Here is a 24,992-nt window from a genome sequence, read left to right as displayed (position 1 = left end):
CTCCTGTAATTCACCCATTTTTTTAACTAGAATGGTTGATTGTACTTTCCTGTAAGCGCCTTATTTTCGATACTTTTAGCAAAGTTTGGTGTCTCCTCGTGGTTGTGCGCATCTGAAGCTGCCTGTCTTGCTGCTGCGGCGTCAGAAAGATTGATCCCATTTTCTTTGATATAGGCCAGCATCTCGGTAGTTGCAGTCGCATGGATCTCATTGGTGTATAGACAGGTAGTGTCGCCAATTTTGGTCGCCTTAAGCTCCCAAAGCACCTGAACTTTTGTACGGCCACCTTTGGTAATTGAATCCGAAATGGAAAGCATACGGCAGTAGTCAGGCTCGTGCACAACTGCTACATAATGCTGTACCATTAATGCATCTCCGATGGTTTCTACATTAAGTGACACTGGTTCTCCGTCAAATGTCGTCGAGATTGCAGCACCAATATGCTGAGTAGAGCATCTCTGGTATTCTGCGTCTGGGAGGTTCAATAACCAGTCTGCAATATTTACTTTTTCAATTGGTGCATTGATGATTGCAGTTACTGTTGAATGACTCAACGTGTTTTCGGGTGTTTGTATAATTTCCATAATATTTAATTTAAAGGTTTGTTTTGTTTCACTGATGTAAATCTATGTATTTTAATCGCCCGTAGATTTCGCTATCCATCGAATGGGCAGAAACTGTCGATAAAACCACCGATTGGATCGTTGAGCCATCTGTTGTTCTTTCATTTCTATTATTCCTCAAAAGAAAAACACCTTAAAGAATTGGATACAAATCAACAAGGTATACTTAATGCTTTCCTTACGATTGCAAATTCTTTAGAAGAATCTGGATAGATACATTAAAAAGAACACTTATTATCACTATTTTTCATATTTTTTCTTTAACTTCAATTTAAGCAAGAAATTATGACCAAGTTCCTATTCGTTCTCATTTTCACATTTTTGGCAATCAGCAATAATTATGGCCAAAACATTCGGTTAAAATTTAAAGTCTATGCAGACACCTTACCAGCATATAGTTACGTATTAATTAATAATGATGTCTTTAAAACGGAAGTTAAAAGTGGAACTGGCGAGTTTGTAATAAACAAGATTCTTGATAAAGGTCATTTCAATTTTGCGCAACTAGCCCTGTCAGACAGTGTATTCACAAACCGAGAGGATTTCTCCAGTTTTTTCCGTAGACACCAGATTTTCCCACCAAACTTCTTTTATTCTTTTATTATTGATTCCAATGATCTAACGATGGGCATAAATATAGACACACATCAATTAAAAGTATATGGAAGCGATTTGAACAAACAATTTTCTGAATTTGAAGCCACAGCAAAAACGCTCGATTTAACCAATATTCCAGCTTTAGAGGAACAGATTAGGGGTGATAACAATAGAATGACCGAATTCCTGAAAATTTTTACAAAATATTCGGCAAATAAGCTCAGCGAAGAGCATCTCACATTTCTATTGGAATACCCTAGCTTATCTTTTTACAATTCTAGTACTGTCTTCCAACATAAAGATTCGATTTATCAGCTCATTCAGCTGCTGAAGAAAGAAAACTCTCCATATTTTGACAGTGAACGGGTTTTAAAAAAATATCAGGATATGGTTACATTATATAAACCAAAAGAAAATGTACCTGTCCCCAATTTTACCATAATAAACTCGCGTGGAGAAAAAAAATATATCAGGGAACTTTACAATAGTACTGAATACCTAGTTATTGATTTTTGGGGTACATGGTGCGGCCCCTGTATAGCTCAGCACCCTGAGCTACAGCGCATCGTGAATGAGTATAAGGATAATGGAAAATTTAAATTTTTAGGCATAGCTGTTAATGACAAATTTACAACATGGAAGCAGTATTTGGAAAAACATCAATATACCTATGAAAACTACATTTTTGAGAACAGAGATTACTCCAACCTTCAAAAGGAATTGGGTATATATTCATTTCCACGCTATGTCATCGTTAATACAAAGGAAAACAGGGTTGTCCGATCCAATTTTAAAATTGATCAACTTCGTGACATATTAAATACGTTGTAACTATACTATGGTATCTGCCTGACGAACTATAGGTCAGTTGGTTTCTTGAAGTTGTGCACGTGAAGGTCTTTTATATTTTTGTGGTCTATTGATGATATTTGCTTTTATATCTTCATGCTTTTCTAAGTTTTCATTAACACAAATATCGATTGTGGTACTAAGATCTATTCCCTACAACTGATAAAATAAGACATTCTCTTTTTCCGCCACCCCACTGCGCGATGCTCGAAGGGTCTGCTCAAGAGAGTTCTTGCCGATTAAAGAGAATACAAATTAAAATGGTGCTGCTCTCGTCGATTTCCTTTTCGCTATACCAGCCTACTCTTTTCTCTACTAGTCAACTTCATTGATGTTTCTCACTTTTACAGCAGGCATCGTCTTGAAAATGTCCTGCATGTATTTTCTATGATTGGCCCCAGCTAGGACTACGACTCTTTTCGCCCCTACCACCTTAGCCCTGTTGACAACATTATGGCACATGCCCTCATTTCTCATAATCCACCAATGTATTTTTGACAACATTTCTTCTTTGGGAAATCCATTCATATTATATAGAACAGGCAAGTAAAAATCTCCCGAGGCGGAAATCTCCGCGGCCTCATCCGTGTTCAACCATTCCGTTACCCTATTTGAAGACTTTTCGATATGAGCATATTTTTCAAACCCCTTGTTAATAGCAATCAAAGCTGATTTTAACTGGCTTTTAGAGGAATCGGCCATATCTTTCCTGAACAAGACAAATTTCGCGTCAAATACTCCCCACGATGCTTGCCAATTCAGATCATAGTCCTGGCAATCCATAGCCATCAGTTCCTCGATGCCTAGCTCCTGCATCATCGGGAAGGCGATATAGGCATACTCAGAAGTTTTTAGCCTTTTCATACTTCGTCCAGTGGTATCTACCCCAGGGCTAAGCAATTTTTCGATATAATGTTCTATTTCAGCATTAGGTTGATGCCGCAGGAAATTATAAACCTGCCAAAATTGATAATGCCCATTTGCCACATCCTGATCAAGATAATAGGCATGCGCTAAATCGGCTTTTACACGATAATCATTGGGTTGCTGATTGGATCGTTTCTTCAAGCTGTCAATAGTATGCTGCAGTAATACCTCTTTTATAGGTCGATTGCTCCTAAGTTTGTTTAGCCGGTTTATATTCGGTTGTTTGCACCAATAATCCATCAGCAACCGCTCGTCTTCGCTACTCAGGAACTCGCCAAAAAAGGCATCGGGCTTAAATTTTCTAATTTTATGATGGATGCTGGAAAAATCCTGGGTCGGATATTTACTATAATCATGGGAAACACCGATTAATAAAACCTCAATATCCTGTGCTTTTGCGTTGATCGAGATTAAGAAAAATAAATAAAAGATATACTTCATATTTTGTGCCTTCTTGTTTCGTTATTGGATGTTTCCTTATTCAGCTACACACTTGGCATTACGGTTTACAAATTAGCTTACAAGCACTTATACCATCTACAGGATTAAAAATACAAATAAATACGTATAGTTTAACCGCATCGGCCTATAATCCTTTTTTACCCGCTAACCAGTAGCCGTGTAAAAAAACATGGCCATTGGTTTTTTGGTTAGCTTCTTGCCAATCCGGGGTATTGACCATTAGTAGCTTGCTGATCCATTCCTCCATGCTGAACGAAAAGTTTTTGGGAAAATATCAGGCAATTTTCCAAGCCCAATAATTTTGGAACATTTTTGTTCTCTTCATCCAATTCATAAAGGAACACAAACTGACATAGAACCTGTTTTCTCCTCTCGGTTTATACGAGTCGGCCTACTGACACTTTTATAGACTTTATATCCAGTTCTCCCATTTCTGCAGGAACGACTTTATTCGGATCTGAAATTAATTGTCCGTCTTTCTTAAATTCTTCGAGTTGCCCTGAGTAACCTGCCCTTGGTATAAAAATGTCATGTTAAACGTATTTGATCGATAAATTACGCTTTAATCCTGACAATCCGCCATCTTCTGCGCCAAAGGGCTGACATAGCACAAAATGGAATGATCGCCAGGATAATTGAACATCAACGAAAAGACGAGAGTCGTGAAAAACAGAGAATATCAACTGTTTTTTGAAATGGAGACCTAAAAAAAAATCCGCCAAAAAAAATATTTGACTATACAACGCTCATTTTTTTTAATAACTTTGTTTAGGATGAAAAAATGGTTTGCTATATGCTTTTTGACGATCTATATCGCCTCGGCTACTGAAGTTGTTCAGTTGCTGCGATTTCCGTTGTTGATAGAGCATTATTTTGAGCATAAAACAAAAAATCCGCAGTTATCTGTCATCGAATTTCTAAAGATTCACTATAATGGAGATCACCTGGAAAACCATCCACATGATGACGACTATGACGAGGATCAGAAACTCCCGTTCATGATGCATACGGCTTCATACTATGCTATTTTTGTCTGCCCGCCAACTGTAGAAGTAGAAATTCACAACAGCTCCATACCAAGGAAAATTAATACTACCACCATACAGAACGATCAGTTTATAGACGATACTTTCCTTAATTCCATCTGGCAGCCGCCAAAATTCTGTTAATACATTCCTCCTTTTATTTTTAGGATAAAGACGTCCGCAGTGAAGCAGCTTTCTTGACAGAAAGTGCCTACAATTTCTGTATAGGAATACGGAAGCATTTTTCAATGTCAATATATTATTGGTCACTCGTGTCTTTGTCAAAACTTACGATTTAACAGAATCAAATTGATATGCTTACGAAAATTATTGAGTTCTCTGTAAAGAACAAACTCATTGTCGTGCTGTTGATGTTGGCTTTGATCGGTGTAGGTGCTTATCAGGTGACGAAATTGCCTATTGATGCCGTACCCGATATTACCAATAATCAAGTGCAGGTCATTACAATAGCTCCATCCTTTGGAGCAACAGATATTGAAAGGCTCGTGACCTTTCCGATCGAACAGGCTAACAGTAATATCGCTGGATTACAGGAAATCCGTAGCTTTTCGCGATTTGGACTATCCTTGGTAACCATTGTTTTTGATGACAATATCGATATCTATTGGGCCCGGCAACAGGTAGCTGAGCGTCTGCAACAGGTACAACAGGAAATCCCGACAGGTATAGGTTCTCCGCAATTAGGTCCTATTTCTACAGGTCTTGGCGAAATATATCAATATGTCGTTCGCCCGCAACAAGGATACGAGCGTACATATAATGTCACTGAGCTCCGTACGATCCAGGACTGGATTGTCAGAAGGCAGCTGCTGGGTGTTAAGGGGGTGGCTGAGGTCAGCAGTTTTGGCGGAAAACTCAAACAATATGAGATCGCTGTAAACCCCGACAGGCTAAATGCTTATGGGATTACCATTAACGACGTCTTTGATGCCCTCAATACCAACAATCAGAATACGGGTGGCGCTTACATCGAAAAAGGTCCAACAGTTCTTTATATCCGAAGTGAAGGATTAGTTGGCACGATTGAAGACATTCAGAATATAGCAATTACAGGAAAGCAAAATGACTTACCGATTTTCATTCGGGATGTAGCCGATGTACGTCCGGGTTTTGCAACGCGATATGGTGCCATGACCTACAATGACAATGGAGAGGTGGCTGGAGCCGTCGTCATGATGCTTAAAGGAGCCAACAGTAGCCAAGTGATTACAGATGTCAAGGCCAAGGTAGAGGAAATCAGAAAAACCCTGCCGAAAGGAGTCATCATCGAGCCCTTTCTAGACCGTACCAAAATGGTCAATAATGCGATCAGCACAGTGCAGACAAATCTTTTGGAAGGCGCACTCATTGTGGTATTTGTACTAGTTCTCTTTTTGGGGAATGTACGGGCCGGATTGCTCGTGGCCTCAGTCATTCCTCTGGCCATGCTTTTTGCGATCTGTATGATGAACCTTTTTGGGGTGAGTGGTAATCTGATGAGTCTTGGTGCACTCGATTTTGGATTAATCATTGATGGTGCAGTCATTATTGTTGAATCCGTCATGCATCAGCTTATGCAACAGCAACGATTCAAAGCCCTACTCAAAGTACCTGCTTCTGAAATGGACGATTTGGTAACTGCATCAGCCGGTCGCATGATGAACAGCGCTGTCTTTGGACAGATCATTATTCTGATCGTTTACCTTCCAATCTTAACGCTACAAGGAATCGAGGGCAAAATGTTCAAACCTATGGCAGAAACTGTTGCTTTTGCGCTATTGGGTGCATTCCTTCTATCGCTCACCTATATACCGATGATGAGTTCATTTGTACTTCGTTCAAAAAGTAACAAACCCTCGCCTTCGGATAAGCTGATGAAAAGACTGGAAAAGTTTTACCTGCACACACTGCTCAAAGTACTGCGGATTCCAAAGACAATTTTTACACTGGTTATTTTACTTTTTATAGGAGCTGTATTGATAATCAGCCAGCTAGGTGGTGAATTTATTCCTTCACTGGAGGAAGGTGATTTTGCAGTAGATACCCGTGTCCTCCCAGGAAGTAACCTGACTACGACCATTGAAAGCACACAGAAAGCTGCCCATATCTTAAAGAGCAGATTTCCGGAGGTAGAAAAAGTAGTCACCAAAATTGGTAGTGGCGAGGTGCCGACCGATCCTATGCCGATGGAGGCCTCGGATATGATGGTTATTTTAAAAGATAAAAAGCAATGGACTTCGGCGCATACCTTTCCTGAACTTGCTACAAAAATGAGCGCAGCATTAGCCGATGTCCCCGGCATTACGGCCGGTTTTCAGTACCCTGTACAAATGCGGTTCAACGAGCTGATGACAGGAGCACGTCAAGACGTTGTCCTCAAAATATTTGGAGACAACCTGGATTCCCTGACCTTACATGCTCAAAAAATAGGTAAAATAATCGAACAGGTCCAGGGAACCCAAAATCTCTACATCGAACCGATTGCCGGGCTTCCGCAAGTTGTCATATCTTATAATCGCCCTAGCATTGCACAGCATCATCTCTCGATTGATGAAATAAACAGAACCATCAATGCGGCTTTTGCCGGGCAGCGAACAGGCTTGGTATTCGAGGGTGAGAAACGCTTCGACATGGTTGTACGGCTTGCTGCCAGAGACCGAAATAATATTGCTGACATCCGTAACCTTTTGATTCCTAATTCCATGGGAAACCAAATTCCACTGTCCCAATTGGCCCGTGTAGAAATTGTACAAGGACCTAATCAGATCCAACGGGAAAATGCGCAACGGCGGATTGTCGTCGGATTTAATATCAACGGTCGGGATGTAGAAAGTATCGTTCATGACCTACAAGCTAGGATTGATAAGGAAATCAAACTTCCAACAGGATACTCCATTAAATATGGCGGTTCTTTTGAAAACCTCAACAACGCCAAGCAGCGCCTGTTGATTGCAGTGCCTATTGCGTTAGCGCTAATTTTCATACTCTTATTCCTTGCATTTAAATCCGTTAGGGAAAGTTTATTGATCTATACGGCCATACCATTATCGATTATCGGTGGAGTGTTCTTATTGGCGCTGCGGGGAATGCCTTTTAGTATTAGTGCCGGGGTTGGATTTATAGCGCTATTTGGTGTCGCTGTGCTCAATGGTATCGTATTGATTTCTGAATTTAACCGGCTTCAAAAAAGTGGCATTCGTAATATTGTGCGTATTGTTGTCGATGGTGGTGAAAATCGGTTGCGCCCCGTTTTGATGACCGCATCGGTGGCCTCACTGGGATTTATCCCTATGGCGCTGAGCAATGGAGCTGGGGCTGAAGTACAGCGCCCTTTAGCAACTGTGGTCATCGGTGGTCTGCTTATCGCGACGCTATTGACCTTATTTGTGCTTCCGCTCCTTTACGTAACCATGGAGCGCGGATTTAAACCTCATAAATTAAAAGGAAAGCATATTGTGCCTCTTTTGATTGCTCTTGCTGTTTTTGCAACAAAAAATTTGACAGCACAGACAAAGATTACTTTGGATCAATCCATTGAACTCGCGCTCCAAAACAACCGAAACATAAAAATTGAAAAACTGCGTGTGGCTTATGCCAAGGCTCTAATAGGGACATCCACTGCTGATATTCCGCAGACGGATATCGGCCTAGATTACGGGCAGATCAATAGCGCTTATCAGGATACTAAGGTTAGTATCAGTCAACGTTTTGGTTTTCCTACTGTCTACAGAAGGCAACGTATGCGCTATACCGAAGAATGGAAAAAAAGCCAGCTGAATGTCACCCTCAAAGAGTTTGAGCTGAAAAAGGCCGTCAGCCTTACCTACTATAACATACTATATTGGCAGCAAAAGGAAAAACTTTTGAGCGAGGCATTATCCCTTTATAGCAGCTTCCTTGACAAGACCATACTCCGTAAAAAGGCAGGAGAAAGCAATGCGTTGGAAAGCTCAACTGCGGCAAATCAAAAGGCCGCAATCACAATCCAATTGAGACAGGTAGCTGATGAAATAAATGTCCTTCAACTGCAATTCCAATGGTTGCTAAATACATCAGAAGCCTACATCCCTACCATTGTGGAAAAGGCTATTTTCGTTCAGTCATCGATGGCCGATCACCCTTTACTCAAAGTGCTTCAACAAGAAAAGATAGTCGCAGCGCACACAACTGCAATGGAAAAATCCCGACTACTTCCCCAATTGCTGCTAGGCTACAATCTGAATAGTTTTAAAGGCGCGGGGCCTGATAACAGAATCTACGACGCGAGTCCAAGATTTCATTCGGTGCAGTTAGGGCTCTCCATACCGTTATTTTCCAGCGGACAGCGTGCTCGGATCGAAACTGCACGTCTGGCAGAAACCATTGCAAGTGATGAGCTTCAAAATGCACAATCTGCGCTTGAAAGACGGGCCCAAGAATTCGCGCAACGCTATCAGACCAGTCTTGCTATTGTCGATCAATATGAATCCGAGGGACTCAAAAATGCAGCAATAGTTTTTGAAACAGCGCAGAAGCAATTTTCCAATGGAGCCATTGACTATCTCGAATTTGTCACTTTAATAAACCAGGCTATCGCGTTGAAAAGTAGCTATACAGATGCATTGTGGCAGCTCAATGAAAATGCCATTCAGCTTCATTACATCATGATAAATCAATAGAAATGAAAACGAAAAATATGATAGTCCAATATATCGTTCTTATGTTGGCAACAACTGGCATCTCTTGCCAGGGCAATAAAGGCGAGGCTTCACCGTCATCAGCAAAGCCAAAAGACGAAACTCTTGTTTCCTTAACGGAAGCGCAACTGCAAAATTCCCAAATAGAGACGGTAACGCTTTCGGACCAGCCGATAGCCAGCATATTAAAACTGAATGGAAAAATTGATGTACCGCCTCAGAATATGGTGTCTGTAAGTATTCCTTTGGGGGGATACCTAAAGAGTACCAGCCTGCTGCCAGGCATGAAAGTATCAAAAGGTGATATTATTGCCATCGTCGAAAATCCACAGTTTATCCAACTGCAGCAAGACTATCTTGCCGCCCAGTCGAAACTACAATTTGCCCAGCTCGACTACAGACGTCAAAAAGAACTCAACCAGAGTCAGGCAAGCAGCGACAAAGTAATGCAGCAAGCACAGGCCGAAATGAACAGTCAGCAGATAACAATGAATGCAATTGCCAGACAATTAGAACTTATTCTTATTCAACCTAGTACTGTTACCCCAGGAAATATCCGTAAAAGCGCACCCGTCTATAGCACGATCGATGGCTATGTAAGTAAAGTCAATGTCAATATCGGAAAATATGTAAATCCTTCGGATATCCTCTTTGAATTGATCAACCCAACGGACATCCATCTAAATCTGAAAGTCTATGAAAAGGACCTTGAACAGCTGCATCCAGGACAAACGCTATTAGCTTACTCCAATGCTAATCCCAATAAAAAGTACTCGGGTAAAATCCATTTGATCGGCAAGGATATCGATCCCACAGGTATGACAGATGTCCATTGCCATTTGGATAAATATGATCCGAATCTGGTACCTGGGGTATATATGAATGCTGAAATCCAAACGACAACGAGCTTGGGACAGGCTCTGCCGGAAGAATGTATCGTAGACTTTGAAGGAAAAAGTTATGTATTCGTCTCGGAAGGAAACAGAAATTATCGTCTGACAGCAATATCCGTTGAGGAGCCCCAAAAAGGCCTAGCAAAGGTTTTGAATGTCCGAGATTTTGTAGGTAAAAAAATAGTTAGTAAAAATGCCTATACCCTATTAATGCAATTAAAAAACAGCGGGGAAGATTAAAAAAATCGCTATGAAAACATTATTAAACACGTTGGTATTAACACTCTTGTGTTATACCATTCATGCGCAGAATCGACTGAATGTCGCAAAGCAGCAGGCGCTAACGCAACATAAACTTATACTGCTCAATTTTTCCGGTTCGGACTGGTGCATTCCCTGTATAAAGTTGCATAAAAACATCATTGATAGTGAGCAATTCAAACAGCTCATAAACGATCAGATCATTGTTTTTCTTAATGCCGACTTTCCAAGAAGCAAAAAAAATCAACTGCCGGTAGAACAAAAAAAAGAGAATGCGAATCTTGCAGATCAGTATAATCCTACGGGCATATTTCCTTATACGTTGTTACTGGATGCCAATGGGAAAATTTTAAAGAGTTGGGCCGGCTTACCTCCTGAAGACCCCGCCAATTTTTGTGATGAGATCAGAACAGTTTACAACCAAATAACACGGCCATGAAAAAAGAATATCGACGTGGACTCAAACTAATGGGCAATCATTTTGAGCTAACAGTGGTTGATGACAATGAGGTGAAAGCCAATGCCCATATCGATGCGGCTATCGCAGAGATACAACGGATAGAGCGATTACTGACCACTTTCAATGAAGACAGTCAAACCAACCTGATCAACCGTCATGCGGGCATCCGTCCTGTCAAAGTTGACCGGGAAATCTACGAAATTATCGAAAGGAGCTTACGAATTAGCCGCCTGACCGATGGTTATTTTGATATTTCCTACGGGAGCATTGATAAGGGCCTTTGGAATTTTGATCGCAGTATGCTATGTCTTCCTGACGCAGAAACTGTTGAACGCAATTTGAGTTTAGTGAACTACAACAATATAGTACTCGATGATGAGGCAGGTACTGTATTTTTAACAAAGCAGGGCATGCGTATCGGTTTTGGCGGTATCGGGAAAGGATATGCGGCCGAAATGGGGAAAAGATTATTGCAGCAGCGGGGCGTAGATTCGGGTGTGGTAAATGCCTCTGGCGACCTTACCGTCTGGGGAAATCAGGCTAATGGAAAACCATGGACCATCGGAATTGCCAATCCGGAACGGGCAGTCCTTCCCTTTTCCTATATGAACATCACGGATACTGCTATAGCAACATCGGGCAACTATGAAAAATTCGTCATGATCGATGGTAAAAAGTACTCTCATACCATCAACCCAAAAACAGGAATGCCCATAAGTGGAATAAAGAGTGTTACGATCATCTGCCCGAATGCTGAGATAGCAGATGCTCTTGCGACACCGGTCAGCATCATGGGCGTCCAAAATGGCATTGAGCTCATCAATCAGATTCAACAGGTTGAATGTATCATCATTGATGATGAAAACCATATTTATTCATCCCATAAAATCAACTTCAAATGAAAAACAAAAGCAATAAAATATACTGTAGCCTCGCTATGATCTTACTATTGGTAATAGCCTCATCCTGCAGTACGGTAAAGGAATACGAAAAAAATAAACTCAACGATGCTGAAATGAGATTGGGCAACCGCCATGTCGAAAAGACTGAACTCAGCTTTCAGTCTTACAGAGAAGGTTCTTCTGGCGCAAACGCCGGAAAGGTTGGCGGCGGCTGTGGTTGCAATTAAAATGACACCTGTTTTTTAACACGTTATTACATGAAAAAAGTATTTCTTAGTGTTGCGGCCCTTCTGGGCCTGCTGCACGCAAAAGCACAGGAAAGCAAACCCACGGAAAAATCTAGGAAGCTTACTTTCGAAGAGGCAAATCTTGTCTCAAGTTATTATCATCAGGACGGTAACAATTCGGCAGTAACAGGCGGTATCGGTTCAGAAAGACTAACAGATATCTCCAATAATATCGAGGTGGTTCTCTTAAAATATGACAAGAAAGACCGGAAAAATAAATTCACATTCAATATCGGACTGGACCATTACACTTCGGCATCATCTGATATGATCGATCTCAAAGCCAATTCCTCTGCTTCACATGCCGACAATCGAATCTACCCTTCAATTTCCTGGTCTCGGGAAAATGAAAAAAAAGGATCAACACTGATGGGCGGAATATCCCTTTCCTCTGAATTCGACTATCAATCCTATGGTGCCAATATTGGTTTTGCGCAGAAAACCAAAAACAGAATGGGCGAATTTACAGCACGATTCCAAACCTACCTCGACCAAGTAAAACTGGTCACCCCTATCGAGTTACGATCCAACACCAACCTTGGTTCAGGTGGAAGCGAACATGAGAACTATGGCTCAAGCGGCAGAAATACCTACGCGCTTTCACTGAGCTATTCACAGATTATCAACAGCAATTTTCAGGTGGAATTTTTGGCTGATGCCGTCCAGCAATCAGGTTTTTTGAGTTTGCCCTTCCATAGGGTCTACTTTACAGATGGTACAGTGCATCAGGAAGCCCTACCCGATAGACGATTTAAAATACCATTAGGTATGCGGGCAAATTATTTCTTCGGCGACCAGTTCATCATGCGTGCCTATTATCGTTATTACACAGATGACTGGGGAATAAAGTCCAACACGGCAAGTATTGAAATGCCGATAAAGCTTTCGCCATTTGTTTCGCTAAGTCCTTTTTATCGGTATTACCGCCAGACTGCTGCCAAATATTTTGCGGCATATCAGCAACACACCGGATTGGACGATTACTACACCAGTAACTATGATCTATCTCAATTCAGCAGTAATTTCTATGGTGCCGGCGTCCGTTTGAATCTCCCCAATGGACTTTTCGGTATCCGTAAATTGGATATGCTGGAACTGCGGTACGGACATTACAGCAAGTCAGTGGGGATGAAGTCGGATATTATTTCGCTAAATCTTAGATTTAAATAATCGTTAGGCTAACATCTTAATTCCAAAATGAGGGTGTCTTAATGGACGCCCTTTTTTAATGGTACCATTCAGAAAAGTAAAGTCAGCAATGGCTTTTCTTTTTATGATTTACCACTATAGATGTATTTATAAAGCTGAAATGCGGCAGTTATCAATATGACGATCAATATAATATACCGAAATGTTCTTTCTGATGTTTTTTGTAATATCAGTTTCCCAAGATAACTTCCTAAAATGCTTATGCCAATCAAAAATGGAATGTAAACTAGGTGTTTGCTGGTAAAATATCCATTGTTTATATATACAACTGCTCGGCTTAGATCAACACCTAGATCAATCAAGGCGGAAGTAGCGATAAAAACATCTTTTGGCAATTGAAAAGCTGCTAAGGTAATTCCCCGAATCGCTCCGCCTGTACCCGCGATCCCGGCTATGAATCCAGAGGTGACGCCACCGAAGTAGAGGTTCGAATTTGATGGTTTTAACGGCCTGTCTGACTTAAATATTAAAAATAAAGCTAGGAAGACTAAAATGATATTCATCCCCAACTCGATCTGTTGAACGGGTAAATACTTGGTGATGATAGCTCCTAATATGACAAATATAACGGCAGGAATGCCCAGCTTGATGGCAATATCCAAACGGATTCCCTTTCTGAATAATGCAATTTTTGACAAGTTGCTAAAAACATGAAATACAGCGGTAATACCCAATACTGTTTTAAAATTAAAGAACAGTGAGGCGATAGGAACAAATAAGATGGATGAACCAAAGCCGGAGACCGTCCCCAATATTTCTGCCACTAAAGCTAAAACGAAAAAAATCAGATACCTTTCCATAAAACTTGATTCTATCAATACCTTGGGATACATCAACCGATGTAAAGGAAATCTGTACTATATAATTGCAACCCGCTCATCTTTGATTAATATTTTAACTGGGAGGTTCAAATCTGTCTGGATCTTTACCCGTAGTGCCTCCAAGGCTGGAGGTTCGCCATGTACGAGCATGATTTGCTTTGGCGGTATTTTATATTTCCCAATCCATTCCATTAGCTCGGACTGATCAGCGTGTGCTGATAATCCCGTTAATTCTACAATATTAGCCCTTACAGGATAATACGAGCCGTGGATCTTCAACTCGTGCGAATGATTTAACAGTGCCCTTCCACGCGTGCCCTCTGCCTGAAAGCCTACAATAAGTATCGTATTCCGGCTGTTTCCTAGATCGTGTTTCAAATATTCAAGAACGCGACCGCCAGTCACCATTCCACTACCTGCAATAATGATTTTACTTCTTTGATCACGAATAATTTCCTGCGTATTTATATAATCTCTGTTAATTTCAACACCAGAGACAATCGAAGTCCATTCAATTTTGTCCACAGCAGTATATTCAGCATAATCGACCATGATGGTTGTCGCAGAAGCAGCCATTGGGCTATCCAATATAACTGGTAGATCTTGGGGGATTTTTTTCTGTTTCTTTAGGTGATAAATCATATAAAGAAGCTCCTGTGCTCTGCCCACGGCGAAACTTGGAATGATAATATTCCCGTGATTTTCAACTGTAAGGTTTATCCAATGCTGAAGGCTATCATACACATTTGTATTATCATGCAATCGGTCTCCATAAGTTGACTCCATAATTAGATAATCGGCTTTGTTAAAAAAATCGTTAATAGGTAAAACCTCACTTTTGTTCCTTCCGATATCTCCCGAAAAGATAATTGTTTTATCAAAGCATGTGATGGCTACTGAACAGGCGCCGATGATATGGCCGCAGGGTTTAAACTCACATTGAATGTGATCGCTCAAGTTGATCGCGGTGTTTTCCTGGACAGTATAAAAATGCTGAAAAGATCGTTCGGAATCGTCTCGCGTGTAAAGTGGCTTTGCGGGATGATGTTTGGAATAAAAGTGGTAATTCGCTTTTCTTGCGTCCTCTTCCTGTAATTTGGCACTATCGAGCAGGATCAATTTTGTGAGTTCAGCTGTAGGCTCCGTCATATAAATCTTACCTTTAAACCCATTTTTTATGAGCAGAGGTATATAACCGCAATGATCCAGATGAGCATGCGTAAGAAGCACTACATCAATGTCTTCTACAGGGACATCTAAAGGTTGCCAATTTTGCTCACGCAATATTTTAATACCCTGAAACAAACCACAATCAACCAATATCGTGAGTTCGGGAGTTTGTAGTAGATGTTTGGAGCCTGTGACTGTTCCGGCGCCGCCTAGAGATTTTAAATAAATGGTTTCCATCTTTTTAGGTTTAAAGGTACCTTCACTTCTTATTTTTGTAATGCGTTTTTTTGATAGCAATATGAAGCAGCCCGTCTTTATAATTGGCCTTTATCTGATTCAAAGCAATATTGTCCGGTAGGTTAAAGCTGCGTGTAAAAGAGCTTGTAGAAAATTCTTTTCTCAGATAATTTTCATTCTCTTCTTTTTTTTCTATACGATGTTCTGCAGTAATAACTAAATCGCCTGCCTGTACTGTTATGTTAAAATCCTTTTTTCTAAATCCTGGTGCCAGTACCTTAATTTTGTAAACACTTTTTTTTTCAATAATATTGACTGTAGGTAACAGTGTGTCCTGATGCTCGGACGATTTATCATTAGACCAAAAGCCATCTCCTGTAGGTACGAGTGGAGGTTGCTTGGCTTGGCCTTTAGGTTTTGTAATTTTCATCATAAATATATTTAATGGTTTTACTCCTAAAGTTAGGCTTATGCAAATTATTAGATCATGATTTCAGCAATATTAAAAAATGATGCTGGTCACTTTCCATATAGCTATTAAATCATATAATTTAGTGTTAATCGGATTCAATCACGTAAAAAGCGATATTTACCTCCGCTCGGTAAACATCGCTAGCAAATTATCAAGTCCGTCTTCAGCGTGCAATATTTCAGTGTTTTGCAACGTATCTTTTGTTACTGCTGCCGCCCTTGCCTGCATTTGTTTTTCGTAATTTGAAATTGCAGTCTGAATATCCGGAAAATGGTCGCATGTCAGATTCTCGGCCAATTCAAAAGCATCCTGCATCGCCTGGTTTACACCCTCACCGGCATATGGCGGCATACGATGAGCTGCGTCACCAAGCATGGTCAAGTTTGATAATGTTGTCCAAGTCTGGTCTAACGGAAAGTGGTATTGTGGTCGCGGCATAAACCAAATTTCATTACTTGCAAAAAGTTCATGCCATTTTTCGCTCCAGGAGGAGAACGCGACTTTAAACCAATCAAAAACCTGTTGCTTGTTATTAAAGTCAATTCCGCTTTCCTGCACCCAATTTTCGGGAACTTTACAACCGGTATAAAACGATAAACTGCCCTCTCCTTTTGCACTTAAAATAATGGATTGTCCGTTTCCAAGCGCAAAGACTTTTCCGCCTTTTGTTATTTCCCAAAGTTTCGGTGTGTTTTTTTCGGCCTCGTAGATATTCCCTTCAACAATTGTAACGCCAGAATAAATCGGCTTAATATCGGTTAGGTAAGGGCGAATTTTTGAGTTTGCACCGTCGGCTGCAATGACAAGGTCAGCGTAAAAAGATTTTCCGTTTTTGAAATGCAGAAGCCAGCCATGATCCTGTTTTACCATTGAAATAAACTGACTGTCCCAAACAATGGTATCTTCATGCAATGCGTTTATTAAAATATCACGCAATGGGGCACGATCAATTTCAGGGCGATCTTCCTGATCCTTATCTTGAAGCTCGTGCTCATCCATTTTGATGATGGCCTGCTCGTCCAACACCCTTAAACGTCCCGCGTCGGGTCGAAAGCTAGCTTTAAATTCGTTCATCAAATTTGCTCTTCGAAGAGCTTCCAAACCACTTTCTTCGTGCAGATCCAGTGTGGCTCCCTGCTGGCGAACTTCTTTATTGCTATCACGTTCATATACGGTTACATTTACTCCTTTTAATTGTAAGAGTTTGGCTAATGTGAGTCCGCCAGGACCACCGCCAACAACGGCAACTTTCTTGTCTTGTAATTTCATATCCAGTAAAATTTATTTTTTTTGACTGAACAAAATTACGTGGGCCTGAGCGTTGAAAATTGTATAAAACGCTCATTTTGGTTCTTCAACAGTTCTTTTGGGGAAACACCAGCAAGTTTCTTGACTTCTTTAATAAAATGGGATTGATCGGCAAAGTTTTGTTGTGGAAACAATTTGCCTTCTTTGATATGCTGAAAGGAAGCACGGAAGCGGATAATATTGCAATATGCTTTTGCCGTAAGTCCAAACTGCTGATCGAAATAACGGTTGATTTGTTGCCGACTCCAAAACGATTGCGCGGCAAGTTCTTTAATTGTAATCGCCCCGTTTGATGCATAAATGAGGTCGAACAGTGTCCGTTTCCTGTTGTCAACTTCAAGCGGCAAAAGCGACTGTATTTTTTTTGTCGCTTTCGCGCAGAACAAATCAAAGTTATTCAGGTCGTCGGCACTAAAGTTCCAAAAATTAGGAGGCAAGAGACTCGCCCTGTCCACCAAGTTGGCGATGCTGGTCTGAAAAACAGATTGGACTGCAAGCGGGTTAAAACTGATGGCGTAAGTCTGTCGCAAAGGCGCAATGGTCGCCTGCCCCGGCTGAGTTTGGATACCCAAAAGCGTCACGTGGAAAGGCTCTGTTGCAGATTGCGTGAAAAATAGATCAACTCTTCCGTCTGGCAATACAACAACCTCTCTATTACAATCCGATTGGTTTTGTAAAAGCCAAAAGCTTTCAACAAAATCCGCTAACGACTTGTCAGGTTTTATTGCCTGGTATTTTAATTCATTTTCCATTGTTTTAGTCCGTTTATAAGCCATGACCTTCCCCTCAAAATTTACTACGGCACGTCCGGTTAAAAGTCACACACCTCCAATCAAAATTAAGGATTATTGTATAACCAAATATGAAACAGATCAAATACTAAGCCTATTCGGATGAGGGTGGCGGCGATCCTCGTTTTTCAATGACAAATGCTTTAAGCTCTGCCATTTTTCCATCTTCGAATCGCCAAATGTCGCAATAATCGAAATGATCATATTTCCCTTCCTTATTTCTCAACCGGATTTCTCCGGTCACCATAACAAAATCACCTTCCTCGATAGATTTTTCAACATTAAAAACTGGCGGTTCCTGATAGAACTCTTTCATATAAGCGCGAACTTCTTCTTTCCCATGGAGAATACGCTCCCCTACAAAAAACCATTTCGTCTCTGCAGTACAATAAGCTAAGAAGCTTTCATAATCTCCTTTTGCAATAAATTCATTGGCTGTGTGTAAAATCGTTATATTTTTCATTTTCAGCAATTTGTTTTGAATCATTAATTTTTGTCGGTCCACACGCTTTAAATGTTATAGTGGATCAGTATGATACGCCGCTACGTTCATAAAACCACCCAGGGCAACAAGTTGTTTTAAACGATGAAATAAGATATATTTAATGCTACGACGAACTACGGAGATCAGGATTTAAGTAACTACTTCTCTTTCCTAAAAACAAATATCGAGCAAATCGCTGCCAGTAAAAGGCACCCGCCGAACACCTGGAATGCGCTTTCCAGACCGATATTGACAATCAGGCTCAGCAAAAGGCTCCCAAGGCCATAACCCGAGAAAAGAAAGAATGCAAAAAGCCCTGTCGCCGCTCCTTTTTGCGCACTGAATGTGGTGACAATAGCAGCAAACAAAGGATGCGAGAGGTCAAATCCGAGTGAAAGTAAAGCCACTAAAACACAGGATGCTGCAAGATTTAGATTTTGGCTGAGCAGCAATACGGTAAGTGCTCCCAAAAATAAACCTAAAGGTATTATTCTCTGTCTTCCATAGTGGTCCGCAAGCTTTCCGAGTAATGGACCTAGTAATAGGCCCGGAATACCATACCCCAACAAGGCTAGCCCAATCTGTAATTCGCCGAGGCCATAGTTTCTATAAAAAAAATAAGCCAGCCAGGCAAAAATACCACCATGGAACATACCGTTAAACAAAACATAGAAATAGGTAAACCTAGCTCTTCCGCTTGACAGTATATTGCAGAAGACGAGGAAAATGTTCTCCTTAACTCCATGGACCGTCTCATTTACTTTAAATATGTTCTTTTTATAAATAACAATCAGCAGCAAGATAAGCAGCGCAATGCTCGCAACGCCAATAAAAAGCCATTGCCAACCGACTAGTGATGTGATCAAAGCGCCTGCGCTGGATCCGAAAGCTGTGCCACCTGCCATGTTACCAAAGAATATCCCAAGCGCGTGCCCCCGTTTTTCGTACGGGTACCGATCGCTGATCCAGCTAATGGTTGTGGGGGCAATACCGGCGGCACCGATGCCGGTCAGCAAACGAAGGAAAATCATCTGGTTAATTCCATGGGCGTAAGCGGTCAGTAATGTCAATACGGAAAAGATAATTAGGCACAGCGTAATTATCCGGAACCTGCCAAAGCGATCACTTAGAGGCGCATATACCAATGTAAACAATCCATAGCCGAGTAGGTAAGATGGTTCAATAAAACTCACATGCCGGGTAGTCGTACCAAACTGTTCGGATAGCAGTGGAAGCAATGGCGCGACCATGAATCCCTGGAAAAAAACAATGAAAGTTGCCAATGAAAGAATATAAACCGGAAACATAGATACGTCTGTGGCCGTTCTGTCATTTGTAATTAATTTGTACATTTCTATTATTTGTTAAATGATACAAATTTCAAGAATGTTAGCCGCAGAAGACTTATACGGATTGAGGCGATAATTGGACTTTTTATCGATTTAAATAGTAAGTGGACTTTTCATAAGCTGCAAAGCGTCTTGACGGTATGCTGTAGGGGTTAGACCCGTCATCTTTTTAAAAAACCGGTTAAAATAATTTGCTTCATTAAATTGTAGTAGATCAGCTATTTCTGACACCTGCAGATCGGTGTGTGTTAAAAGACTTTTTGCTTCCAGCACTAGCTTTTCATTAATATGAAACAACGCCGTGTGCCCGGTATATTTTTTTACTAAAAAATTCAAATGGCTAGCTGTGAGATTCAGTTCATCTGCGATTTTTCGAACCGTTGGCCTTCCTTCTTTTCGTATATCGGGGGCGTCAATAGCATAAGCATCGAGCACTTTTCTAAACTTGACCATCAGGGAGGCCTGTTTTAACTGAAAAGGAGTTTTTACCTCCTTATCTTTATAATACAGACGACGGATTTGGATAAGTAATACCTTTAATAAAGTTTGCATCATTTCAAAATTATCCTCCTGTCCCGATTTCATTTCAAGAAGCAGCGTTTCGGCTGTATGCGATACCTTGTCCATATCTTGCTGCGAAAGCCTCAGAAGTGAATTGGCTCCACGCATAAAAAATGGGTAATCTTTTTCAAATTTGGGTTTTAGAGGGTCTATTCCAGCAAATTCAGACGTAAAACAAATGAGATAGCCATAAATCGTTTCCTCACGCTGCCAGCTTTCCATTTTACCGGGATATGCGAAGTAAATACTGTTAGCTGACGTATAGATGGTTTCGTCAGGAAGCAGGAATCTGGGTCCCTGTGTCTTGCAGATTAAAATACGAAAAAAATTACCTCGGAAAAGCGGCATGAAAAGCAATTTGCCTTTTGCCTGGTCTTCAATCCGCATGACGTTAAATAAATCATTCACAGCTGTGCCAATCCTAAAAGTATCGAAAAATTGACTAATGGTATCGAGCCATGGAATTAAATCCTGTGTTTTTTTGTTTTTCATGCATTAAAGAAATCTATCAAATTTAGCCAATAGCGCGCTATAAAATAAAGAAATTATCAACTTTGACTTAGCGACAAGTTTAAACCTCGTTAACCCGAATAGCCATTATTAACTAAATCATAAACAAGTCTTTCATACCTAGTTATTGCTGTCATTTATCAACCATTTTCTCAAAAGCTCCAGCAATGTTTCTTTAACAAAAGGCTTCACGGCAAAATCATCCATTCCACACGAAATGCACCTTTCCTTTTCGTCCTTAATATTACTGGCTGTCAATGCTATAATTGGCGTATGTATCCTCCCCTCTTCATTTCTTCTAATCAATCCAGTTAACTCATAACCATTCATTTCAGGCATCTGTATATCCATGAAGACCAAATCAGGCCTATTATCCTTGAACAATTCAAATCCCATTACCCCATCGACCGCCTCTATGATTTCCACATTGGGAAGAACATTCTGTACAATGGTTCTAGTAAGCAACATATTAAATTTGTTGTCTTCAATAATTAAAATCTTGTATTTTCTTTCCAAAAAGGCCGTTTCTTTTTCGGCATATTTGATCGTTTCTTCATCCTGCTGTAATGCAGCAACTAATGTTGAATACAGTTGATCTACTTTAACTGGTTTATTAATACAATGAATAATATGGCTGCTTTCAGCAATACGGGCTGGGTTGGTCTCAAGGACGGATAACATTAAAACTACGGGCTGTCCAACTCCTTTGTAGAGTAACTTTTCCCTAATTTTTTTTATCGTATCGATACCGTTCATTATAGGTAGATCATTATCAATAATAATCGCATCATACCGCTCACCTTTGGCCAACATTTGAAGAACTTCAAATCCGTTATCGGCCAATGAGACATTAACTTTCTTCATATGCAACATCAATGCAATATTAGCTCGATCGGCATCTTGTCGGGCAACTATCATAATCTTTAAGGATTCTAAAAGTTTCCATTCATACACATCACCTTTTTGCGACCTTAATGTAATTTCAAAATAAAATTGGCTCCCTTTCCCATATTCGCTTTCCAATTTTAGTTTACTATCCATCATTTTTAGCAATTGATTTGAAATACTAAGTCCAAGCCCTGTTCCGCCAAATCTCTTGCTTATTGAAGCATCTTCTTGAGAAAATGCTTCAAATATTTTTTGCTGTTTATCTGGTTTAATACCTATTCCGCTGTCCGTTACACTGAAGCGCAGCGTGGTGGAGTTTTCGTCCGAGGATAGTACATCGACATGTAGTGCAACACTTCCCTTGTCCGTAAATTTTATTGCATTACTTAAAAGATTCATGATCACCTGTTTGAGTCGAAGTGAGTCAACCCAAACATAATGCGGTAGCGATTCTGATAAATTTACCCGAAAATCCAATTTTTTGGCCTTCCATTGAAAGTCAATCAAACTTGTAACCTGAGCAAACATCTCATACAAATCATTTTTTTCGATCGAAAGCTCCAATTTGCCAGCTTCAATTTTAGAAAAATCAAGTATATCGTTTATGATGCTCAAAAGAAGATTAGCAGACTGATCGACAATAGAAACATATTCTTTTTGTGTATCGTCTAGTTTTGTTCGACTCATCAAATCCGTAAAACCTATAATTCCGTTAAGAGGTGTACGAATTTCATGACTCATATTGGCGAGAAACTCTGACTTCGCCACGCTACCCTGGTCAGCAAGCTTTTTAGCTTTCTCTAATTCTTCTCTTTGAAGAACAATCTTCGTGATGTCTGTGGCAATGCCAAGATAACCTATAATCTGACCAGAAATATCGCGCATTGCAGTAACAGCAAGAGATACGTAAAGTCGCGTAAAATCTTTTTTTATATAAATCCATTCTCTTTGCTCGGATCCGTAGCGCTCCGCCATCTCGACGAACACCCTAAATTCACTAATCGGATACCCAAATTTACTTTCAAGTTCCTTCGCTCGATCTTTAACTTCCCTACTGCTATGAAATAATGTCGGCGTAATTTTACCGATCACTTCATCACCTTTATACCCTAATAAATTTTCTGCGCCCCGGTTGAAAAGGGTTATCAACCCTTCTGCGTCAGTTGCAATGATAGCGACTGCAGTAGTGGCATTCAATACATCTTCGAGCATTTTCTTAGAACGAATCGATTCCGCCTCAGAGCGTTTACGTTTATCGATATCCTGAAAAGTGCCATATAGTCGAACGCACTTCCCTTTTTCAAAAGTTGCTTTCCCTAGTGCTCTAACCCACAAGCTTGTACCCTGATAGGTATCAATTTCTAATTCAAGGTCCCATGAAGCTCCTGTAGCGATTGCACTATTGATAGCCTGAACAATTTTAATCCTATGTTGAGGATCTTTGTAAAACTCAATTGCTGTTTTAATAGTTGGACGATAATCCTTTGGAACCCCATGAATAATCTTCGTCATTTCAGACCAATCGATATAATCATCAAGTAAATCATACTCCCAGCTCCCCACTCTGGCCACCTGACTGGTCATGTCTAGTGTAGATTTCGCATATTCCAATTTACTAGTTAACTGGAGGTGCTGGTTTTTCTCTTGAAGTAAGCCAAGAACTTCTGTGCACAATAATGAAAGAAGAGTCCGTTGATTATCAGAAAGCTTGTTTGAGCTACTATCCATAACGCTTAAAAAACCAACTATTTTTCCTTCGTGATTGATGAGTGGTGCTTCATAATAATACAGTATTCCAAAATTCTGGAAAATCACTGAATTGCGCTGCGAAGGAAGTTCATTGCTAAGGTCTGGAAACTCTAGCGTGCCGTTGTCATCAAACACATAGTCCAAAAATACTTTATCGATACTTATATTTCCATCGACATCATGAAAATAGGTCCGCACAAAATTTTGACTGTTGTCGAATAAAGTCAACACCGCCATTTCCGTATTACAAATCAATTTCGCTTTAAGGAGCACTCCAAAAAGATCTTTCTTAATCATGTCAGCGACTAACTTATAATCATTATCCAAGATGAGATGGTCACTGTTATCGTTTTTAGGGTACTTTTGATTATGCATAAAGTTGTAATATGCTATAGATATTTAACGTTTATAACAAAACAACAATTTTATTTGAATAGTTTTTTAATAAAAAAAGAATTAATTCAAATTAAAATATTTTGGAGAACTAGGCATACGCGGAATCACAATAACAAAATAGGCAATTGTGACCATTGAGAAAACTATTCCTAAAAGTATATATTGCATTTATGCGGTCGTTTTAAAATTTCAATACAATCTCCATCGGAAGGAATAAATATTTTTTAACTCAAGGTAGATCGTAGGACTTCGATGCAGCGGGAAACAAGTTATACTGGCCCGGACACTTAGCACTTATCTTACAATACCGCTGGCCAATAACTTTGCGATCAATTTAGTTACTGAACCACAGCCTAACATAGAAATGATTAACAGTGTGGCCAGTATGGCAGACGAACTCAGAAGGCCTATGATGCTGATTGTGTCAGCACAAAAAAGGCCGGAATAAACCAGCCCTGATATATATAGTTATGATCCCAATAATGGGATAGTCGGTTTCAAAAAATGCTGGCGTGACAAGTGCAAATCAAGCCAGCAAAAGCAATAGTCTCATTTTTCGTATAAAGGACAACCGAAATATAATACTCGTTTGAAAAAAATAAAAAAAACCTTGAGGAGGGGGATCTCAAGGTTTCACTACCTATTATTAACCTAATTTATGAAAAGTACCATTATAACAATGGTTAGTTCGCTTTCGTTTCATCTTTTAGAAAAAAGTTGAATTTTCTGAGGTTCAATTTTTTTACGACGTCGAATATAAGGATCACCATATTTCCCCCACCTTCCTTACGTGCTACTTTTCACAAATATTTTTTAGTCGAAACAGCATGGGTTTTGATATTGTTATCTCTTAAAGATTTATAAAATGTGGAAAGTTTGATATTCGAAGCTTATCAATAGCATGAATTACAAACAATAAAAAATATTACTATGTCATTATTTTCAAACGATTTGAGCAAAGACCCCGTATTTGACGGCATTGGTTATGAACCTTCTTTTTTTTCAAGAAAGACGATGGTTACGACCAAGACAAATTACAGCAAAAAAAAAGTACAGTGATATCAACAAGGACACCAGGAAAAAGA

20 protein-coding genes are annotated in these 24,992 nt (G+C 40.1%); 9 read left to right on the top strand and 11 right to left on the bottom strand.

Annotation, left to right across the window (positions count from 1 at the left end):
* Positions 1 to 26: 26 nt before the first annotated feature.
* Positions 27 to 584 (bottom strand): hypothetical protein, encoded by a 558-nt coding sequence (locus GVK91_RS26130; protein WP_153845587.1) that lies wholly within the window; start codon positions 582 to 584, stop codon positions 27 to 29.
* Positions 585 to 908: 324 nt separating this feature from the next.
* Between GVK91_RS26130 and GVK91_RS26125 the strand changes: the two genes are divergently transcribed.
* On the top strand, positions 909 to 2,051 hold the full coding sequence (locus tag GVK91_RS26125) for a TlpA disulfide reductase family protein (RefSeq protein WP_153845586.1): 1,143 nt from the start codon (positions 909 to 911) through the stop codon (positions 2,049 to 2,051).
* 333 nt (positions 2,052 to 2,384) lie between these two features.
* On the opposite strand, the gene GVK91_RS26120 is transcribed toward GVK91_RS26125, so the two are convergent.
* Positions 2,385 to 3,437 (bottom strand): DUF5694 domain-containing protein, encoded by a 1,053-nt coding sequence (locus GVK91_RS26120; protein WP_153845585.1) that lies wholly within the window; start codon positions 3,435 to 3,437, stop codon positions 2,385 to 2,387.
* Between the two features lie 794 nt (positions 3,438 to 4,231).
* Between GVK91_RS26120 and GVK91_RS26115 the strand changes: the two genes are divergently transcribed.
* The 7 genes from GVK91_RS26115 to GVK91_RS26085 all read left to right on the top strand — a co-directional run bounded on the left by GVK91_RS26115 (position 4,232) and on the right by GVK91_RS26085 (position 13,132).
* Complete coding sequence (locus tag GVK91_RS26115) at positions 4,232 to 4,627, top strand: hypothetical protein (RefSeq protein ID WP_153845584.1); 396 nt, start codon at positions 4,232 to 4,234, stop codon at positions 4,625 to 4,627.
* Positions 4,628 to 4,797: 170 nt separating this feature from the next.
* The gene (locus tag GVK91_RS26110; protein WP_153845583.1) at positions 4,798 to 9,141 is read left to right on the top strand and encodes a CusA/CzcA family heavy metal efflux RND transporter; all 4,344 of its coding nucleotides are present in this window, start codon (positions 4,798 to 4,800) and stop codon (positions 9,139 to 9,141) included.
* A 2-nt stretch (positions 9,142 to 9,143) separates the two neighbouring features.
* The gene (locus GVK91_RS26105) at positions 9,144 to 10,292 is read left to right on the top strand and encodes an efflux RND transporter periplasmic adaptor subunit (protein ID WP_159732293.1); all 1,149 of its coding nucleotides are present in this window, start codon (positions 9,144 to 9,146) and stop codon (positions 10,290 to 10,292) included.
* 10 nt (positions 10,293 to 10,302) lie between these two features.
* Positions 10,303 to 10,752 (top strand): thioredoxin family protein, encoded by a 450-nt coding sequence (locus GVK91_RS26100; RefSeq protein ID WP_153845581.1) that lies wholly within the window; start codon positions 10,303 to 10,305, stop codon positions 10,750 to 10,752.
* On the top strand, positions 10,749 to 11,675 hold the full coding sequence (locus GVK91_RS26095; RefSeq protein ID WP_153845580.1) for an FAD:protein FMN transferase: 927 nt from the start codon (positions 10,749 to 10,751) through the stop codon (positions 11,673 to 11,675). Before GVK91_RS26100 ends, GVK91_RS26095 begins: the two co-directional genes overlap by 4 nt.
* Positions 11,672 to 11,902, top strand: a complete 231-nt coding sequence (locus tag GVK91_RS26090; RefSeq protein ID WP_200845710.1) for a DUF4266 domain-containing protein — start codon at positions 11,672 to 11,674, stop codon at positions 11,900 to 11,902. Before GVK91_RS26095 ends, GVK91_RS26090 begins: the two co-directional genes overlap by 4 nt.
* A gap of 30 nt (positions 11,903 to 11,932) precedes the next feature.
* Positions 11,933 to 13,132, top strand: a complete 1,200-nt coding sequence (locus GVK91_RS26085; protein WP_153845579.1) for a DUF3570 domain-containing protein — start codon at positions 11,933 to 11,935, stop codon at positions 13,130 to 13,132.
* A 101-nt stretch (positions 13,133 to 13,233) separates the two neighbouring features.
* Here the strand turns inward: GVK91_RS26085 and GVK91_RS26080 are convergent, their stop codons facing one another.
* From GVK91_RS26080 to GVK91_RS26040, 9 genes are all read right to left on the bottom strand, one after another.
* Positions 13,234 to 13,971, bottom strand: coding sequence for a sulfite exporter TauE/SafE family protein (locus tag GVK91_RS26080; RefSeq protein WP_153845578.1), 738 nt, complete (start codon positions 13,969 to 13,971; stop codon positions 13,234 to 13,236).
* 57 nt (positions 13,972 to 14,028) lie between these two features.
* Entirely contained in the window at positions 14,029 to 15,399 is a 1,371-nt protein-coding gene (locus GVK91_RS26075) for an MBL fold metallo-hydrolase RNA specificity domain-containing protein (protein ID WP_153845577.1), read from the bottom strand.
* Between the two features lie 22 nt (positions 15,400 to 15,421).
* The gene (locus tag GVK91_RS26070) at positions 15,422 to 15,832 is read right to left on the bottom strand and encodes an Hsp20/alpha crystallin family protein (RefSeq protein WP_088161246.1); all 411 of its coding nucleotides are present in this window, start codon (positions 15,830 to 15,832) and stop codon (positions 15,422 to 15,424) included.
* Between the two features lie 156 nt (positions 15,833 to 15,988).
* Positions 15,989 to 17,140: an NAD(P)/FAD-dependent oxidoreductase gene (locus GVK91_RS26065; RefSeq protein ID WP_153845576.1), complete on the bottom strand. Its 1,152-nt coding sequence runs from the start codon at positions 17,138 to 17,140 to the stop codon at positions 15,989 to 15,991.
* Positions 17,141 to 17,175: 35 nt separating this feature from the next.
* Positions 17,176 to 17,931, bottom strand: coding sequence for an AraC family transcriptional regulator (locus GVK91_RS26060; RefSeq protein WP_153845575.1), 756 nt, complete (start codon positions 17,929 to 17,931; stop codon positions 17,176 to 17,178).
* Between the two features lie 133 nt (positions 17,932 to 18,064).
* Complete coding sequence (locus tag GVK91_RS26055) at positions 18,065 to 18,433, bottom strand: nuclear transport factor 2 family protein (protein ID WP_153845574.1); 369 nt, start codon at positions 18,431 to 18,433, stop codon at positions 18,065 to 18,067.
* Positions 18,434 to 18,612: 179 nt separating this feature from the next.
* Positions 18,613 to 19,806 (bottom strand): MFS transporter, encoded by a 1,194-nt coding sequence (locus GVK91_RS26050; RefSeq protein WP_153845573.1) that lies wholly within the window; start codon positions 19,804 to 19,806, stop codon positions 18,613 to 18,615.
* A gap of 90 nt (positions 19,807 to 19,896) precedes the next feature.
* Complete coding sequence (locus GVK91_RS26045; protein ID WP_153845572.1) at positions 19,897 to 20,856, bottom strand: AraC family transcriptional regulator; 960 nt, start codon at positions 20,854 to 20,856, stop codon at positions 19,897 to 19,899.
* Positions 20,857 to 20,994: 138 nt separating this feature from the next.
* Positions 20,995 to 23,886 (bottom strand): PAS domain-containing hybrid sensor histidine kinase/response regulator, encoded by a 2,892-nt coding sequence (locus GVK91_RS26040; RefSeq protein WP_153845571.1) that lies wholly within the window; start codon positions 23,884 to 23,886, stop codon positions 20,995 to 20,997.
* A 951-nt stretch (positions 23,887 to 24,837) separates the two neighbouring features.
* Here GVK91_RS26040 and GVK91_RS27680 point away from each other — a divergent pair.
* Positions 24,838 to 24,966, top strand: a complete 129-nt coding sequence (locus GVK91_RS27680) for a hypothetical protein (protein WP_262886227.1) — start codon at positions 24,838 to 24,840, stop codon at positions 24,964 to 24,966.
* The last annotated feature ends 26 nt before the right edge of the window (positions 24,967 to 24,992 follow it).

This window comes from Sphingobacterium sp. 18053, assembly GCF_902706145.1.
In the GTDB taxonomy this organism is placed as follows: domain Bacteria; phylum Bacteroidota; class Bacteroidia; order Sphingobacteriales; family Sphingobacteriaceae; genus Sphingobacterium; species Sphingobacterium paramultivorum.
Note: the sequence above shows the minus strand (reverse complement) of the source record. Positions and strands in the feature narration are given on the sequence as shown.